Source organism: Nocardioides potassii (assembly GCF_021648885.1).
Lineage (GTDB): Bacteria > Actinomycetota > Actinomycetes > Propionibacteriales > Nocardioidaceae > Nocardioides > Nocardioides potassii.
In genome coordinates, this window is sequence record NZ_JAKJHZ010000010.1 from 91,902 (window position 1) to 107,658 (window position 15,757).

Consider the following 15,757-nt stretch of genomic DNA (forward strand, 5'->3'; position numbering starts at 1 on the left):
ATCTAGCCATGGTCGGTCGGCGGTGGCCCGCCGTTCCGCTCACAGCAGAACGCTGGCGCGTGAGATCGGCCCACCCGGGTACTGCCAGTGACGGCGCCTGTCCGACGCCATGCCTCACGGGGGATGACCGGAGGAGGAGCACGTGCCCGAGCAGTTCCAGCCGGACCAGCAGGTCGACCGGGTCGCCGACATCCACGGCACCCGTACGCCGCACGCGAAGGGCACGGTGTGGCCGGCCCGGGTGGACCAGTACCTCGACCCGGGTGTCGAGGAGTCCGACGTCGAGCGCTGGGTGCAGTCGGCGTGCCTGCTCTGCAGCAACGGCTGCGGGGTCGACATCGCCGTCAAGGCCGGCGCGATGGTCGGCGTCCGCGGGCGCGCGACCGACGTCGTCAACCACGGCCGCCTCGGACCCAAGGGGCTGTACGGCTCCACGCGCTGGGCCAGCGCAGGGGACCGGCTGACCACGCCCCTCGTGCGACAGGGCGGGCGCCTCGTCGAGAGCGACTGGGAGACCGCGATGGGCCGCATCGTCGAGCGGTCGCGGGCGCTGCTGGACGAGAAGGGGCCGCTGAGCCACGGCTTCTACACCTCGGGACAGCTCTTCCTCGAGGAGTACTACGCGCTGGCCGTCATCGGGAAGGCCGGCATCGGGACGCCCCACATGGACGGCAACACCCGGCTGTGCACCGCCACCGCCGCGGCCGCCTTCAAGGAGTCGTTCGGCGCCGACGGCCAGCCCGGGTCGTACACCGACATCGAGCACTGCGACGCGGTCTTCCTCTACGGCCACAACATGCCCGAGACCCAGACCGTGCTCTGGGCGCGCATCCTCGACCGCACCCGCGGCGACGACCCGCCCGTCGTCGTCTGCGTCGACCCGCGGCGCACGCTGGTCGCGCGGGAGGCCGAGCGGACCGGCGGCGTGCACCTCGCGCCCCGCGTCGGCACCAACCTCGCGCTGATGAACGGCCTGACCCGCGAGCTGTTCGAGCACGGCTGGGTGGACGACGACTGGGTCGCCGCCCACACCCTCGGCGTCGACGACCTGCGGGAGGTCGTCGCCCCCTTCACCCCTGAGCGCGTCGCGACGGTGTGCGGCGTCGACGCGGACGACGTACGGCGCGCGGCGCGGATCTTCGGCGAGAGCGGGTCCGTGCTGTCCACGGTCCTGCAGGGCTTCTACCAGTCACACCAGGCGACCGCGGCCTCCGTCGCCGTCAACAACCTCCACCTGCTGCGCGGGATGATCGGCCGTCCCGGCGCGGGCATCCTGCAGATGAACGGCCAGCCCACTGCGCAGAACAACCGCGAGTGCGGGGCAGACGGGGACCTGCCGGGCTTCCGCAACTGGGACAACGAGGCGCACGTGAAGCAGCTTGCCGAGGCGTGGGACGTCGACCCGATGGTCATCCCGCACTGGGCGCCGCCGACGCACGCGATGCAGATCTTCTCCTACGCCGAGACCGGCTCGATCGGGTTTCTCTGGATCTCGGCGACCAACCCCGCAGTGTCGATGCCCGAGGCCGCACGGATCCGGAGGATCCTCCAGGGCGACCAGTGCTTCGTCGTCGTGCAGGACCTCTTCCTCACCGAGACCGCCGAGCTCGCCGACGTCGTGCTCCCGGCAGCCGGCTGGGGCGAGAAGACCGGCTGCTTCACCAACGTCAACCGCACGGTCCACCTGTCCGAGCAGGCCGTCGAGCCGCCCGGCGAGGCTCGCAGCGACCTCGACATCTTCCTGATGTACGCCGACCGCATGGGTTTCACGAACCAGTCGGGACAGCCGCTGATCAGCTGGCGGACCTCCGAGGAGGTGTTCGACGCCTGGGCCGCGGTGACGGCCGGGCGCCCCGTCGACTACACCGGTCTGTCCTACGAGAAGCTGCGCGGGCCGAGCGGCATCCCGTGGCCGGTCAACGACGAGCACCCGGACGGCACCGACCGGCTCTACGCCGACGCGGTCTTCCCGACCGACACGGACGTCTGCGAGACCTACGGCCACGACCTCGCGACCGGCGGCACGGTGTCGGAGGCCGAGCACCGGGCGTCGGCACCTGCCGGGCGGGCCTTCCTCAAGGGAGCGGCGTACTCGCCCCCGCACGAGCTGCCGTCCGACGACTTCCCGCTGCTCTACACGACCGGTCGCACGGTCTATCACTTCCACACCCGCACGAAGACCGGGCGATCGCGCGACCTCGACCGAGCGGCACCGGACGCGTGGGTCGAGCTGTCGGCGCACGACGCGGCGGAGCGCGGGATCGAGGAGGGTGACTGGGTCCGCGTGGAGTCGCCGCGCGGCGCGATCGAGGTGCGGGCCCGCGTCGGCCAGGTCATGCCCGGCGCGGTCTTCGCTCCGTTCCACTACGGCCACTGGCAGCCGGACGCCGACGCGGCCCCGGACGCCGGGCACCGGCTCGCCAACGAGCTCACCATGACGGTGTGGGACCCGGTCTCGAAGCAACCGACCTTCAAGACCGCCGCCTGCCAGGTGACCCGGCTGCGTGACGGCGACGGCCCCGCGCCGGCGCCTACGACCGCCGCGTCCGCGCCGGCCGGCCCTTCCCGACGCCGACCACGCCCGACGGCCGGGGGCGGCCCCACGACCAGCCAGGTGCTGGCGGAGACGCCGACCTACCCGCTCGACCCCGCGCAAGGAGACTCGTGATGCCGCACCTCACCACCTACCTCGGCCTCGCCGACCGCAGCGAGGAGACCCTCGCGGACTCGTTCCGAGCGATCGGTGAGGGCCACGCCGACGTCGCCGACGTCTTCCACACCTGCGGCATGCTCGCCGGCTGGTCCGACGAGCACCGGACGGCGCTGGCACCCGTCGTCGAGCGCTACGGCGAGGCCGAGGTCGACGAGCCCGACCGCCTCCACGCCGCCGGCCTCGCCGAGGCACGGCCGGGCGAGATCGGGCTGCTCCGCGACCTGCAGGACCTCCACGTCCTCGCCAGCCTCGTCCAGACGACCTGGATGGTCGTCGCGCAGGGGGCGCAGGGCCTCCGTGACCCCGAGCTGCTGCGGGTCGCGCAGGAGGCGGGCGAGCAGACCGCCCGGCAGATCACGTGGCTCGGCACCCGGATCAAGGTCGCGGCGCCGCAGGCACTGATCGTCGCGCCCTAGGTGCGTCCTGGGCTGCGCGTGGATGCCGCGGTCAGGTGCCGCAGAAGGTGGTGTAGCGACCGAAGGAGTCCGGCGCGGGCTCGGCGTAGTCCTCGAGCCCGGGGCGTACGTCGTACGGCGCCGCGAGCACCTCGAGCAGCCGCTCGACGGGGCCGAGGTCGCCGCTGGTCGCGGCCGTGAGGGCCTGCTCGACGAGGTGGTTGCGCGGCACGTAGGCCGGGTTGACCCGGTCCATCGCGTCGGCGTCGGGGGAGAGCGCGAGCCAGCGCTCGCTCCACGCGTCGAAGGCAGCGAGGTCGAGGACGAGGGCGCGGGCGGGCTCGAGGTCACCGCGGGCCGCGGCGCCGAGGCCGCGGAAGAACGACGTGTGGTCGACGTGGTTGTCCCGCATGAGCGCGACGAGGTCGGACACCAGCTCCTCCGGGGCGTGCGCGACACCGAGCTTGGCGTGCATCCCGGCCGTCCAGGCCGCGGAGTAGCGGTCGCGGAACGTCTGCAGGGACGCGGTCGCGACCTCGACCGCCGCCTCCTCGGTGTCGGCGAGCAGCGGCAGGATCGACTCGGCGAAGCGGGCGAGGTTCCACCCCGCGACGATCGGCTGGTTGCCGAACGCGTAGCGCCCCTGCTCGTCGATCGAGCTGAAGACGGTGGCCGGGTCGAAGGCGTCGATGAAGGCGCACGGGCCGTAGTCGATGGTCTCGCCGGAGATCGTCATGTTGTCGGTGTTCATCACGCCGTGGACGAAGCCGATCAGCATCCACTGCGCGACCAGCTCCGCCTGCGCCTGCATGACCGACTCGAAGAACGCGACGTACGGCGTCTCGGCGTCCGCGGCGGCGGGATGGTGCCGCGCGATCGCGTGGTCGGCGAGGCGGCGCAGCAGGTCGGTGTCGCCGGTGGAGCGGGCGTACTGGAAGGTCCCGACCCGCAGGTGGCTGCTCGCGACCCGGGCCAGCACCGCACCGGGCAGGACGGCCTCGCGGCGTACGGGCCGACCGGTCGCGACGACGGCGAGCGAGCGCGTGGTCGGGATCCCGAGGGCGTTCATGGCCTCGCTCACGACGTACTCGCGCAGCATCGGTCCGACCGCGGCGAAGCCGTCGCCGCCGCGGGAGAACGGCGTGCGTCCGGAGCCCTTGAGGTGCAGGTCGCGCAACTCACCGCCTGGCCCGGTCACCTCGCCCATCAGCAGCGCACGGCCGTCGCCGAGGCGGGGTGAGTAGCCACCGAACTGGTGCCCGGCATAGGCCTGTGCCACGGGCGTCGCGCCGGGCGGGACAACGGTCCCGGTGAGCATCCCGATGCCCTCGTCGGTGTGCAGCCACGCGGGGTCGAGCCCGAGGTCGGCGGCGAGCGCCTTGTTGAGCAGGAGCAGCCGCGGCTCGGGCGTCTCGGCGGCCTGCCAGGGGAGCGCGAGGTCGGGAAGCTCGGTCGCGTAGCGGCTGCCGAGGCTGGTCGTGGTGGACGCGGACGTCGACACGGGCGGATTCACTCCTTCGAGGATACGCGGGGTGAGTGGGTCAGTCCGTGTGGTGGAGGTCGATGATGACGATCGCGAGCTCCACCACCGGCACGTCGGCGCGGAGCGCCGCGTCGTCCAGCCGCCGGCGTGCCTCGGCCACCGAGATCCCGTTGCGCGCGGCCACGATGCCCGTCGCTGCCTCGACCCGGGCGAGCGCGCGCAGGTCCGCGGGGGCCCGCTGCGCGGCTGTCCTGGTGGTGAACGAGAGGTCGGCGTTGGCCACCACGCCCGGGGCCCAGGCGTCGAAGACCTCGGCGAGAGCCTTGTGGACACCCACGAAGGTGTCGGCGGCCCGACCGTAGAGGTTGACCGTCGCGACGACCTCCTCGTCCTTGATCACGGGCAGCGTGAGGGTGCTCTGCACCCCGTGCGCCGCGCTCGCGCGGGCGAACTCCTGCCACCGGTCCTCGTCCAGCAGGCCCTCGGCCGACGTCGCGATGCCGTGGCCCATGTCCATCGCGTCGACGCACGGTCCGCTGGCGACGTACTGCACGGCGTCGAGCGCCGCGATCTGCTCGTCGGTCGCCACGAGCGTGAACGTGATGCCCTCCCGGCGTGAGGCGATGCTCACGCCGACCAGCCCGGGCGCCACCTGCCGGGCGCGGTCGGCTGTGGCGCGCAGCTGGTCGAGGAGGGTGTGCTCGCCGAGGACGACGTCCAGCTCGTCGATCGCTCGCAGGGTCTCTGGGATCGGCTCCACGCCAGTCCTTACCCGACTGCCTGCGGCGTCATGCCTCACGCACCCCCGGCGGGCAGCTCCTCGAGCATGATCTCCGGGTTGTCGCGGGCGGTGACCATCGCGCGCCACTGGTCGACGAAGAGCGCCATGTGGGTGCCGTCGCTGCGCTCGAGGACCTCGACGCCGCGCATCCCCTTCAGCGCGTTCGCGCCGTCGGCGTCGGTGCGCCGGGCGACCTGGTAGTCGAGCCGCGAGAACCGGATCGGCGAGTTGAACTCATTGGTCATGCGGTCCTCGACGACCTCGAACTGCATCGGGCCGACGGCAGCGAGGACGGGGTTCTGGTCGCCGCGCAGGTCCGAGCGGAGCACCTGGACCACCCCCTCCTGGTCGAGCTGCTCGATGCCGCGCCGGAACTGCTTGTAGCGGCCGATGTCGCCCGCGCTCGCGGTGACGAAGTGCTCCGGTGCGAAGCTCGGGACCGGCGGGTACTCGATCGCATCGCCGACGTAGACCGTGTCCCCGACGCGCAGCGCCTGGGCGTTGACGAAGCCGACGATGTCACCGGGCTCGGCGGTCTCGACGACCGTGGTGTCGCGGCCGAAGACGGACTGGGCGAACTTCGTGGCGAACGGCTTGCCGGTGCCGGCGTGCGTGACGACCATGCCGCGCTCGAAGGTGCCGGAGACGACGCGGGCGTAGGCGAGCCGGTCGCGGTGCTGGTTGTTCATGCCCGACTGCACCTTGAAGACGAACGCGCTGAAGTCGTCGTCCACGTCGCGCACCGACCCGTCGACGCCCTCGGTCGGGCTCGGGTCCGGGGCGATGTCGAGCAGCAGGTCGAGCAGCTGCGCGACGCCGAAGTTCTGCAGCGCCGAGGCGAACATGACGGGCGTGGTCTCGCCGGCCAGGAAACGCGCCTGGTCGTGGTCGGCCTCGTCCAGCGTGAGCAGCTCGTGCTCCTCGACGGCCGCCTCCCAGAGAGGTACGTCGTCCTCCTCCACCTCGTCGGACGACATCCGACGCTCGGGGGCGCGCGTCGCACCGCCGGCCGTGCGGGTGTACTTCACGAACTCGCCGGTCCTGCGGTCGAGGACGCCGCGGAAGTCGCCCGCCTCGCCGACCGGCCAGGTCAGGGGAGTGGGGCGCAGGCCGATCTTCTCCTGGATCAGGTCCATCAGCTCGAGCGCGGAGAGGCCGGGGCGGTCCCACTTGTTGATCACCGTCATGACCGGGATGCCGCGCAGCGCGCAGACCTTGAAGAGCTTGAGGGTCTGCGGCTCGAGGCCCTTGCCGGCGTCGACGAGCATCACGGCGGAGTCGACGGCCGACAGCACGCGGTAGGTGTCCTCGGAGAAGTCGCTGTGGCCCGGGGTGTCGACGAGGTTGATGACGTGGTCGCGGTAGACGAACTGCAGTGCGGCGGAGGTGATCGAGATGCCGCGGGCCTTCTCCATCGCCATCCAGTCCGACACCGTCGCGCGGCGGTCGCCCTTGCCGTGGACCGCGCCCGCCTCGGTGATCACTCGCGCGTGCAGCGCGAGCGCCTCCGTGAGCGTCGACTTGCCGGCGTCGGGGTGGCTGATGACGGCGAACGTACGGCGGGGGCGGGCGTCGGGCACCGCCCGAATCTACCGGCCTGGCGGCTGCCGGCACTCATCGCCGGACGCCTGCGACTGCCAGCGTCCGCAGCCCGTCGGCGATCAGCTGCGCCGCGGGGGCCCCTCCGTAGACCTGCACGTCGATGCTCCGGTGGTCGAGGCCGTCGGACCAGGCGCGGCGCACGGCATGGGCCTCCACGGCGGAGGCCCCCGCTGCGCGCAACCGCGCCTCCACCGCGCGCCCCGCCGACGCCGGCGCGCTGGCCGGGGACTCTCGCCGCGACCGCGTCGCGCGGCGGTGGGCGATCGAGATGACCCAGGCCGATGCGCTCGCCGTGGTGGCGTCGTACGACGGTGCGCGACGCCAGACCTCGAGGAACGCGTCGCGGGTGACGGTCTCGGCGGTGGCCCGGTCGGGGGTCAGGCACGACACGAGGCCGAAGACCTTGGGGGCCAGCTCGTCGTAGAGCGCGGTGAAGGCGCCGACGTCGCCGCGTGCGGTCAGGAGCAGCAGCTGCTCCCGACCCGGACGCGCGTCGTCTCGCGTCGTCGTACCTCCGACCACAGGTGCCCTCCCAAGCTCCCCGCTGCGGCATCATGCCTCGTGCACAAACCACTTGTGTGCAAGGTATCGGATCGTGGGGCAGAATGGGGGCATGAGGACCACCGAGGCACCGCCGCTCGACCAGCAGCTGTGCTTCGACCTCTACGCCGCCTCTCGCGCGGTCACCGCGGCGTACCGGCCGGTGCTCACCGAGCTCGGGATCACCTATCCGCAGTACCTCGTCCTCGTCGTCCTGTGGGAGCACGAGAGCTGCACCGTGCGGGACCTCGCCGCGCAGCTGCGCCTCGACCACGGGACCCTCACCCCGCTGCTCAAGCGGATGGAGGCGGGCGGTCTGGTCGAACGGCGTCGCGACGACGTCGACGAGCGCTACGTCGTGGTCTCGCTGACGACGAAGGGCGAGTCGCTGCGCTCGCACGCCGAGCGCATCCACTGCGACATGGTGGAGCAGCTGGGGCTCGACAAGCAGGAGTTCGAGGAGCTGCAGCAGACGCTGCGGACCCTCACCGCCCGCGTCTCGACGTAGTCCGCCGGTACGGTGCACCGGTGACGTCCGCCCCGCGGTTCGTGCTGCACGACCATCGCAGGCCCAGCCCACACTTCGACCTGCGGCTGGAGGAGGACGGCGTGCTGCGGAGCTGGGCGGTGCCGAAGGGGATGCCGGACGACACCGGCCACGACCGGCTCGCGATCGCGGTCGACGACCACGACCTCGACCACGTCGACTTCAAGGACGAGCACAAGTCGATCGCCGACGAGGGGACGTGGGAGGAGCTGGACCGCAGCGAGCGCCGGCTCCTGTTCGCGCTGCACGGTAGGACCGGCACCCGCCGCTACGCGCTCATCCACACCGGCGGGTCGCAGTGGTTGCTGCACCTCACCAAGGACCAGCCCCGGTCCTGACGGGGACTCGACAACCAAAGCCGCGCTGCCGACGTCACAGGCGCATGTCTGCCCGTCGCCTGTCCGCGGTCCTCGCGCTCGCCCTCTCCGCCTCGCTCGTGGGATGGAGCACACCGACGTCCGCCGACGAGCCCTCCGCGTCCGTCGCCGCCGACGGGCCGACCAACGTCTCCGTGCACGTGACGTCACGCCAGCGCGTACGGCTCGAGGCGCTGCCCCAGATCGTCCAGCACGGCGCCGGCGTCGCGAGCGCGGACGCGGCGAAGGCGGCGCTCACCGCGACCATGAAGCCGGTCCGCATCGGTCGGCCCGTCCAGCTGCAGGTGCGGGACGGCGAGGCCTGGCTCCCCGTCACCACGGCGCGCCAGGACGCCCGCGGACGGGTCCAGGTGGCGGCCGTTGCGGAGTCGCCCGGCGGCGAGCCGCTGACGTACCGCATCAGGGCCCGTCGGTGGGGTGGCCTGGCGGCCGTCGCGAGCCTGCCGGTCAGCACGGAGCGGTGGCAGGAGCCCACGTGGACCGACGAGTTCTCCGGCACCCAGCTCCGCGAGGCGTGGAACCACCGCGGCCGCGACTACGTGCACTCCAACCGCCGCTCCTGCTCGAAGGGCGACCCGCGGGCGGTCCGGGTCGCCGACGGCGCGCTGCGGCTGAGCGTGATCCGCGACCCCGACGCCACCGGCACCTGCCGGATCCGCGGCCGCGACGCCGCCCCCGGCCGCTACGCCTACCGCCTCAACGGCCACGTCGGCACGGAGGGCTCGTTCGGCTTCCGGTACGGCGTCGCCGCAGCGCGCGTGAAGTTCCACCGGCTGCGCGGCCAGCACGGCGCCTTCTGGCTGCAGCCGACCGGCGGGATGTACCCCGGCGCCCTCGGCAGCGAGATCGACGTCGTGGAGTACTTCGGCGACCGGCACCCGCAGGGCGGCCTCGCGACCTTCACGCACCGCTACGACGGCCGCCGCCGGGTCTCGGCGGGCGGCTGGGTCCCCGACTCGTCGTCGTACCTCCGCAGCCGGCGCGACGGCTGGTCGCGCAACTACCACGTCTTCTCGGTCGAGTGGACGCCCACGACGCTCGTCTTCCGCATCGACGGCAAGGAGACGGTGCGGATGCGGGGCAACGTCTCGGCGGTCCGGCAGTTCCCGATCCTGAGCCTGATCGCCGCCGACTACGAGATCCCGAAGATCACGGCGCGCCGACTGCCCCAGCACATGTACGTCGACTGGGTCAGGGTGTGGGAGACCGGCGGCTGACGGCCGCGTAGCGCTCGGCGAGGACGCCGAAGGCCTCAGCCAGCTCGGGCGGCTCGAGGACCTCGATTCCGACCTCGAAGCGTCCGAGCGAGGCGGCCAGCGATCCCCACGACCACGAGCCGGCCTCGAGGATGCAGCGGTCGTCATCGACCCGGCGGACGACGCCGTCGCCGGCGAACGGCAGGACCTCGCGGGCCGGCAGGTCGAGCACGACGGTGCCTCGGCACGGCCACTCGTTGACGTCGCGGCCCTTGAAGCGTGCCGAGGCGAACTCGTGCACGTCTCCTCCCGGCACCTCGCGCGGGTCGAACCGCGGTCCGGTCGGGGTGCGCGGGGTGATCCGGTCGGCGCTGAAGAGGCGCCAGTCCTCGCGGTCGAGGTCCCAGCCGAGGAGGTACCAGCGTCCGGACGACGTGACGACGTGGTGGGGCTCGACGCGCCGCGGTGGCGAGACCGGATCGTCGGCGGACGCGTCGCGGGCGGCGTAGTCGAACCGCATCACCTCGCGGTCGCGGATCGCGGCAGCGAGGGACATCAGCACGTCGGGGGAGACCGACATCGCCGACGCTCCCGGTGTGCCGGCGATCGCTGTCACGTCGAGGGCATCGAGCCGGTGGCGCAGGCGCGAGGGCATGACCTGGCGGATGGTGGCGAGGGCGCGGATCGCGCCCTCTGCGATCCCGACGCCCGACGCCGGCGCCGTCTGCAGCGCGACCGCCACGGCCACGGCCTGGTCGTCGTCGAACAGGAGGGGCGGGAGCTCCTCGCCCGCGCCGAGCCGGTAGCCGCCGTCGGGACCCATCGTGGTGTGGATCGTGTAGCCGAGCTCGCGCAGCCGCTCGACGTCGCGCCGCACGGTCCGCGCGCTGACCTCGAGCCGCTCCGCGAGAGCGGTCCCCGGCCAGTCCCGCCGCGCCTGCAGGAGCGAGAGGAGCTGCAGCAGCCGTGACGTCGTGGTCATGCCACGAGATTAGGTGAAGTGGAGGACAGGAACTGACCTACTCGGCTGCGAGCGTCGTCCCTGCAAGCACCCACCACCTGCAGGAGCAGACATGAGCGTCCAGACCACCACCCACCTCAACTTCCGCGGCGACGCCCGGGCAGCCCTCGACTTCTATGCCTCGGTCTTCGGCGGCCACGCCGTGGTCACGACCTACGCCGAGCTCGGGATGCCGGCGGACCTCCCCGGCGCGGACGGCGTCGTGTTCGGTCTGGTCGCCGCCGACAACGGCTTCCGCGTGATGGCGTACGACGTCCCGGGCGAGACCGGCGGCACGCTGACCGGTGGTGCCACGACCCGCCGCGAGAACGGCACCACCCTCACCGACCAGGCGACGTTCGTCGCGGTGGCCCTCGACAGCCTGGACGAGGCGCAGCGCCACTGGGACCGGCTCGTCGCCGGCGGCACGGTCGTCGAGCCGCTCGCTGCGTCGGCGTGGAGCCCGGGCTTCGGCATGGTCACCGACCGGTTCGGCGTGACCTGGAGCGTCAGCGTCCAGGGCTGAGGCTCTGTCGCCAGCCGTTGTGCGGCGGTGGCGATGCGCACCCTGCGTCGTCGCCGCCGCACAGTCACGTCCTCGCGCGGCAGGCGTCGGCGCGTCGCTCGAGGAGTGCCCGCTCGCCCGCGTTGCGGGTGAGGGAGGCGGCGGATGCGAAGGCGGCCGCCGCGTCGGCGTGGGCGCCGACCCGCTCGAGCAGGTCCCCCCGCACGCTCGGCACCAGCGGCGAGTCGGCGAGGGACGAGAGGTCGGCGCCGTCCAGCACCGCCAGGCCGGCCTCCGGGCCGTGTGCCCGCCCGTGAGCGACGGCGCGGTTGACCTCGACGACCGGGCCGGGGGCGGCCGTCGCGAGGACGTCGTACAGCTGGGCGATGCGGGTCCAGTCGGTGTCGGCGGCCCGGGTGGCTCGAGCATGCTCGGCAGCGATGGACGCCTGGAGGAAGTAACGGCCGACGGGCCGTCCCCACGCGGCCAGGGTGGACGCGCGCGACAGCGCGGTGAGCCCGCGCCGGACCATCAGCTCGTCCCACTGCGAGCGGTCCTGGTCCTCGAGCAGCACGGGCTCGCCGGTGGGGGAGAGACGGGCGCGCATCCGCGACCCCTGCAGCTCGAGCAGCGCCTGGAGGCCGAGCACCTCGGGCTCGTCGGGGGCGAGCGAGGCGAGCATCCGCGCCAGGCGGATGGCCTCGACGGCGAGCTCGGGTCGCATCCAGTCGTCGCCGGCCGTGGCGGTGTAGCCCTCGTTGAAGACGAGGTAGACGACGGCCATCACGTCGTCGAGCCGGTCGACCCGCTCCTGGCCGGTCGGCAGCTCGAAGGTCGCCCCGGCGGTGGCCAGCGTCCTCTTCGCCCGCGAGATGCGCTGGCCGACCGTCGGCTCCGAGGTCAGCAGTGCCCGCGCGATCTCGGCCGTCGTCAGGCCGCCGACCAGCCGCAGCGTGAGCGCGACGCGGGAGTCCGCGGTGAGCGAGGGGTGGCAGGACAGGAAGACGAGGCGCAGCACGTCGTCCTCGATGTGGTCGACCTGGCTCTCGAGATCGGGCACGTCCGCCTCCTCTCCTCTGGTGTCGGCCTCGAGCTCGGCGGTCTTGCGCCGGAGGTTGTCGGCGCGCCGGAAGTGGTCGATGCCGCGCCGCTTGGCAGTGGTCATCAGCCAGGCGGTCGGGTTGTCGGGGACCCCGGTGACGGGCCACTGCTCGAGGGCGGCGACGAGGGCGTCCTGGGCGAGGTCGGCAGCGAGCTCGACGTCGCGCGTCATCCGGGTGAGGGCGCCGACGAGGCGGGCCGAGTCGGCCCGCCACGCGGCGTGGACCGCTGCCGTGGCGTCGTCGCTGGCTGGCACGTGGCCAGCGTAGTGACGACGGCGGGTGGGCAGCCTCAGGCCTCGGCGGGCTCCGGGCCCTCGGAGATCTGGCGGAGGGTGGCGACGACCGTGACCTCGGGCCAGTGGTCTGCGTGCAGCTGAGCGAAGGCCTGCTGATCCGCCACGGCGTCCTCGAGGCTGTCGTACTGCAGCAGCGACCAGCCGCCGACGATCTCCTTGGCCTCGGCGTAGGGCCCGTCGACCCGGGTGACCTCGCCCTTGCGGACGACGAAGTTCACGGCGTCCTCGGTGCCGTAGAGGCCGCCGCCGTCGAGGAACGTCCCGTTGGCGGCCCGCTCGCCGATGTAGGTGTCCATCGCCTCGAACAGCGACTGCGGGGGCATCCCGATGTTCTCTTCCATCCTGACGAATCCCATGAAACGCGGCATCGTGGTCTCTCCTGCTACTGGGTGTGGGTTGCTCTGTCGCCCGTACGTCGAACGGCCCGGGGCCGCTTCGACATCGACCCTAGGAGTTCTTTCGGGCGGCGTGCCCGGAGGAGGACGGTGCGGCACCCATCTCGTCCGCCACCGAGACGACGAGCCCGCCCAGCATGAAGGCGATGATCACGGCCGCGAGCGTGGTCGCCGCGAGGTCCGGGATGAACCGCCGGGCGCCGGACGCGGCCCCCTCGTCCCCGTGCAGCCCGTGGGTCAGGGCATGGCCCTTGCCCCGCGCGAGCAGGTAGCGGTTGACGGGGTACGCGGCGAGGAAGGCCACGCTGAGCGCGACCATCATGCTGACCCAGAAGGTGGGGTTGACCAGGCCTGCGTCCATCGCGCCGGGGATGACCACCATGACGAGGTTGTCGGCCACCTCCATGGTGAGGATCGAGAGCGTGTCCGCGGCGAGCACGAGACCGAGCGCCGCGCCGAGGGTCAGCCCGCCCTTGAGCAGCGGAAGGGTCGACAGCGAGTAGCCGAAGACGAACGCCAGCACGATCGACAGCACCACCGTCCAGCCCGCCGCCAGGCCGAGCGCCGTGCCGATCATCAGGCCCGCGATCTCGCCGATGGCGCAGCCCGTCAGGCAGTGCAGGGTGGCGCTGAGCGCCATCGCCCGGCTCGCGTGGCCGTCGGCATGAGTGGAGTGGTGCTCGTGCGTGGTCTGGTGGTCGTGCATGGACATCGATCGCCTCCGGGTGTGATGGTACTCCGCGCCAACCTATACCCCCTAGGGGTATATTACGGGCGGAGGACGTCACGCGAGCGGGTGGACGGAGTCCTCGACGTAGCGGGGGCGGCAGGCGAACCACCCGGCGACGACGCCCGGGAGCACCGTCGCGGCGAGAGCAACGAGCGGGACGGTCCACGACCCAGTGGCCTCGCGCAGCAGCCCGAGGCCGACAGGTCCGATGCACGCGACGCCGTAGCCGAGGCCCTGGACGAACCCCGACGTCGCCGACGCGGCCTGCGGGGTGCGGGTGCGCCGGTTGATGAGGGTCATGCAGAGCGGGAAGGGACTGACCCCGATCCCGAGCGCACACATCCACAGGTAGGTCCCGTCCAGCGGGGACAGGGCCAGGCCGGCGTACCCGACGAGCAGGAGCACCGCGCACCCGACCACGACGACGAACGGGTTCTCCATCCGCGTCGCCAGCTGCGGTACGACGAGCGCGGCCAGGACGCCCCACGCCGAGTAGAGCCCCACCATCGCGCCGCCCAGCGCGGTGCTGCCCCCGGCGTCGGTGATGACCGACGGCACCCAGGTGACGATCCCGTAGTTGGCGACGGAGATCGTGGCGAACAGGACCATGAGCCCCCACGCGGTGGGTGAGCCGGAGACCCGCAGCGCGGTCCGGCCCGAGGTGCTGGTGGCGGTGGCGTGGTGGTCGGCGCGCAGCCGGACCGTCAGCAGCAGCCAGACCAGCGACGCCACGGCCGCTGGGATTGCCCACAGCCCCAGCGACACCCGCCAGGACGCGGCCTCGGCGACGGGCACGGCCATCAGCGGCGCGACGAACTGCCCCGTCTGGAGCAGCAGCATGTAGAGCGAGGTCCAGAGCGCGAGGCGGTCGGCGAACCAGACCTTCACCAGGGGCACCATCACGACGTTGGCCGCGCCCATCCCGGCCAGTGCGAGCACGGTCGAGAGCACCAGCGCGACGGGTGTCGGGGAGAGCGCCCGCAGCACGAGGGCGACCGCGGTGAGGCCGAGAGCCGCGGTCGCCGTGCGCTCGAGCCCGAAGCGGCGGGTGACCACGGGCGCGAGGAAGCCGAAGACGGCGAATGCCACCGCGGGCAGCGTGCCGATCAGGCCCGCGATCGTGAGGCCGTAGCCGAGGTCGTCGCCGACGACCTCCAGCAACGGGGTGATGCCGGTGACGGCGGTGCGGAGGTTGACCGCCGTGACGGCGATCGCGAGCCCGGCGAGGACGACGGGACGGCTACCGTGCTCGGGCACAGGAGCCGACGTGGCAGCTGACGTGGCAGGTGGTGTGGTCGACAGGGGGTCGGGCACGATCTCTCCAGACCTGAATGATGGGATCATGGGATGAATGTGGAGCAGTCTGGCACCGAGGAGCCGGTGCGTCGAGCAGGACTCGTCGACCAGGTCGCCCGGCGCTTCACCGACGAGGTGACCTCCGGCCGGTGGGCGGTGGGCGACCGGATCCCGACCGAGCCCGAGCTCGTCGCCCAGTTCGGGGTGGGTCGCAACACCGTGCGCGAGGCGGTCCAGTCCCTCGTGCACGCGGGCCTGGTGAGCCGCGAGCAGGGCCGCGGCACGTTCGTCATTTCCGACTCCTCGCTCACCGGGCCGCTGGAGCGCGGTCTGGCCGGCGGCAGCCGCCGCGACTACCTCGAGCTGCGGCTGGCGCTCGACACCACCGCCGCGCAGCTCGCCGCCCAGCGTCGTACGGAGGCCGACGTCGCGGCGCTCCGCGAGCTGCGTGACGCCCGCGAGGCGAGCCGGACCGGCGGCGACGCCGCCGGCAAGGCCGACGCCGACCTCGCCCTCCACCGCGCCGTCGTGGCCGCGACCCACAACCCCCTCTACCTCGAGCTCTACACGAGCATGACCGCGGTGTTCGCCGCGCACATGCGCGACGAGGACGCCGAGGGGCACGCCGACGAGGAGCTGTCCCGGCGACACCACCACGACCTCGTGGAGGCCATCGCGGCGCAGGACCCGGTCCGGGCGGCGGACCTGGTCGCCGCCATCTTCGAGCCCCACATGCGCTGAGCCTGCACACCTGCCTGCACACCTGCCTGCACACCCGCCTGCACACCCGCCCCGCAC

16 protein-coding genes are annotated in these 15,757 nt (G+C 72.6%); 7 read left to right on the forward strand and 9 right to left on the reverse strand.

Annotated features, from left to right (window positions below; all coding sequences use genetic code 11):
• Positions 1-142: 142 nt before the first annotated feature.
• Positions 143-2,668 carry a molybdopterin oxidoreductase family protein gene (locus L2K70_RS21760; RefSeq protein ID WP_236403812.1) on the forward strand — a complete coding sequence of 842 codons (2,526 nt, stop codon included), beginning with the start codon at positions 143-145 and terminating at the stop codon, positions 2,666-2,668.
• Positions 2,668-3,129 (forward strand): hypothetical protein, encoded by a 462-nt coding sequence (locus L2K70_RS16670; protein WP_236403815.1) that lies wholly within the window; start codon positions 2,668-2,670, stop codon positions 3,127-3,129. The genes L2K70_RS21760 and L2K70_RS16670 overlap by 1 nt, the downstream gene beginning before the upstream one ends.
• Positions 3,130-3,160: 31 nt before the next feature.
• Here the strand turns inward: L2K70_RS16670 and L2K70_RS16675 are convergent, their stop codons facing one another.
• Genes L2K70_RS16675 through L2K70_RS16690 form a run of 4 tightly spaced genes read right to left on the reverse strand, consistent with a single transcriptional unit; the run spans position 3,161 to position 7,496 of the window.
• Complete coding sequence (locus tag L2K70_RS16675; RefSeq protein WP_236403818.1) at positions 3,161-4,621, reverse strand: protein adenylyltransferase SelO; 1,461 nt, start codon at positions 4,619-4,621, stop codon at positions 3,161-3,163.
• Positions 4,622-4,649: 28 nt separating this feature from the next.
• Positions 4,650-5,351, reverse strand: coding sequence for an ANTAR domain-containing protein (locus L2K70_RS21765; protein ID WP_236403820.1), 702 nt, complete (start codon positions 5,349-5,351; stop codon positions 4,650-4,652).
• A 35-nt stretch (positions 5,352-5,386) separates the two neighbouring features.
• A complete protein-coding gene (locus tag L2K70_RS16685) occupies positions 5,387-6,952 on the reverse strand; it encodes a peptide chain release factor 3 (RefSeq protein WP_236403823.1) in 1,566 nt (521 codons plus the stop codon).
• A gap of 34 nt (positions 6,953-6,986) precedes the next feature.
• Positions 6,987-7,496, reverse strand: a complete 510-nt coding sequence (locus tag L2K70_RS16690) for a sigma factor (protein ID WP_236403826.1) — start codon at positions 7,494-7,496, stop codon at positions 6,987-6,989.
• 91 nt (positions 7,497-7,587) lie between these two features.
• Here L2K70_RS16690 and L2K70_RS16695 point away from each other — a divergent pair, with 91 nt between their 5' ends.
• The 3 genes from L2K70_RS16695 to L2K70_RS16705 are packed head-to-tail and all read left to right on the forward strand — an operon-like array spanning position 7,588 to position 9,655.
• Positions 7,588-8,022, forward strand: a complete 435-nt coding sequence (locus L2K70_RS16695) for a MarR family winged helix-turn-helix transcriptional regulator (protein WP_303645870.1) — start codon at positions 7,588-7,590, stop codon at positions 8,020-8,022.
• A gap of 20 nt (positions 8,023-8,042) precedes the next feature.
• Positions 8,043-8,399 (forward strand): DNA polymerase ligase N-terminal domain-containing protein, encoded by a 357-nt coding sequence (locus L2K70_RS16700; protein WP_236403829.1) that lies wholly within the window; start codon positions 8,043-8,045, stop codon positions 8,397-8,399.
• 44 nt (positions 8,400-8,443) lie between these two features.
• Entirely contained in the window at positions 8,444-9,655 is a 1,212-nt protein-coding gene (locus tag L2K70_RS16705) for a glycoside hydrolase family 16 protein (protein ID WP_236403831.1), read from the forward strand.
• Here L2K70_RS16705 and L2K70_RS16710 read toward each other — a convergent pair.
• Positions 9,630-10,616: a helix-turn-helix transcriptional regulator gene (locus L2K70_RS16710; RefSeq protein ID WP_236403836.1), complete on the reverse strand. Its 987-nt coding sequence runs from the start codon at positions 10,614-10,616 to the stop codon at positions 9,630-9,632. The genes L2K70_RS16705 and L2K70_RS16710 overlap by 26 nt on opposite strands.
• 91 nt (positions 10,617-10,707) lie before the next feature.
• On the opposite strand from L2K70_RS16710, the gene L2K70_RS16715 reads away from it, so the two are divergent.
• A complete protein-coding gene (locus tag L2K70_RS16715; protein WP_236403838.1) occupies positions 10,708-11,160 on the forward strand; it encodes a VOC family protein in 453 nt (150 codons plus the stop codon).
• A gap of 64 nt (positions 11,161-11,224) precedes the next feature.
• On the opposite strand, the gene L2K70_RS16720 is transcribed toward L2K70_RS16715, so the two are convergent.
• From L2K70_RS16720 to L2K70_RS16735, 4 genes are all read right to left on the reverse strand, one after another.
• Positions 11,225-12,496: an RNA polymerase sigma factor gene (locus tag L2K70_RS16720; RefSeq protein ID WP_236403842.1), complete on the reverse strand. Its 1,272-nt coding sequence runs from the start codon at positions 12,494-12,496 to the stop codon at positions 11,225-11,227.
• 35 nt (positions 12,497-12,531) lie between these two features.
• Positions 12,532-12,879 carry a YciI family protein gene (locus L2K70_RS16725; protein ID WP_236403844.1) on the reverse strand — a complete coding sequence of 116 codons (348 nt, stop codon included), beginning with the start codon at positions 12,877-12,879 and terminating at the stop codon, positions 12,532-12,534.
• Between the two features lie 106 nt (positions 12,880-12,985).
• Positions 12,986-13,639, reverse strand: a complete 654-nt coding sequence (locus L2K70_RS16730) for a DUF4396 domain-containing protein (protein WP_236403853.1) — start codon at positions 13,637-13,639, stop codon at positions 12,986-12,988.
• A gap of 78 nt (positions 13,640-13,717) precedes the next feature.
• Positions 13,718-14,920, reverse strand: a complete 1,203-nt coding sequence (locus L2K70_RS16735) for an MFS transporter (RefSeq protein ID WP_236403854.1) — start codon at positions 14,918-14,920, stop codon at positions 13,718-13,720.
• Between the two features lie 96 nt (positions 14,921-15,016).
• Here L2K70_RS16735 and L2K70_RS16740 point away from each other — a divergent pair, with 96 nt between their 5' ends.
• Positions 15,017-15,700: a FadR/GntR family transcriptional regulator gene (locus L2K70_RS16740; RefSeq protein ID WP_236403856.1), complete on the forward strand. Its 684-nt coding sequence runs from the start codon at positions 15,017-15,019 to the stop codon at positions 15,698-15,700.
• Positions 15,701-15,757: the final 57 nt, after the last annotated feature.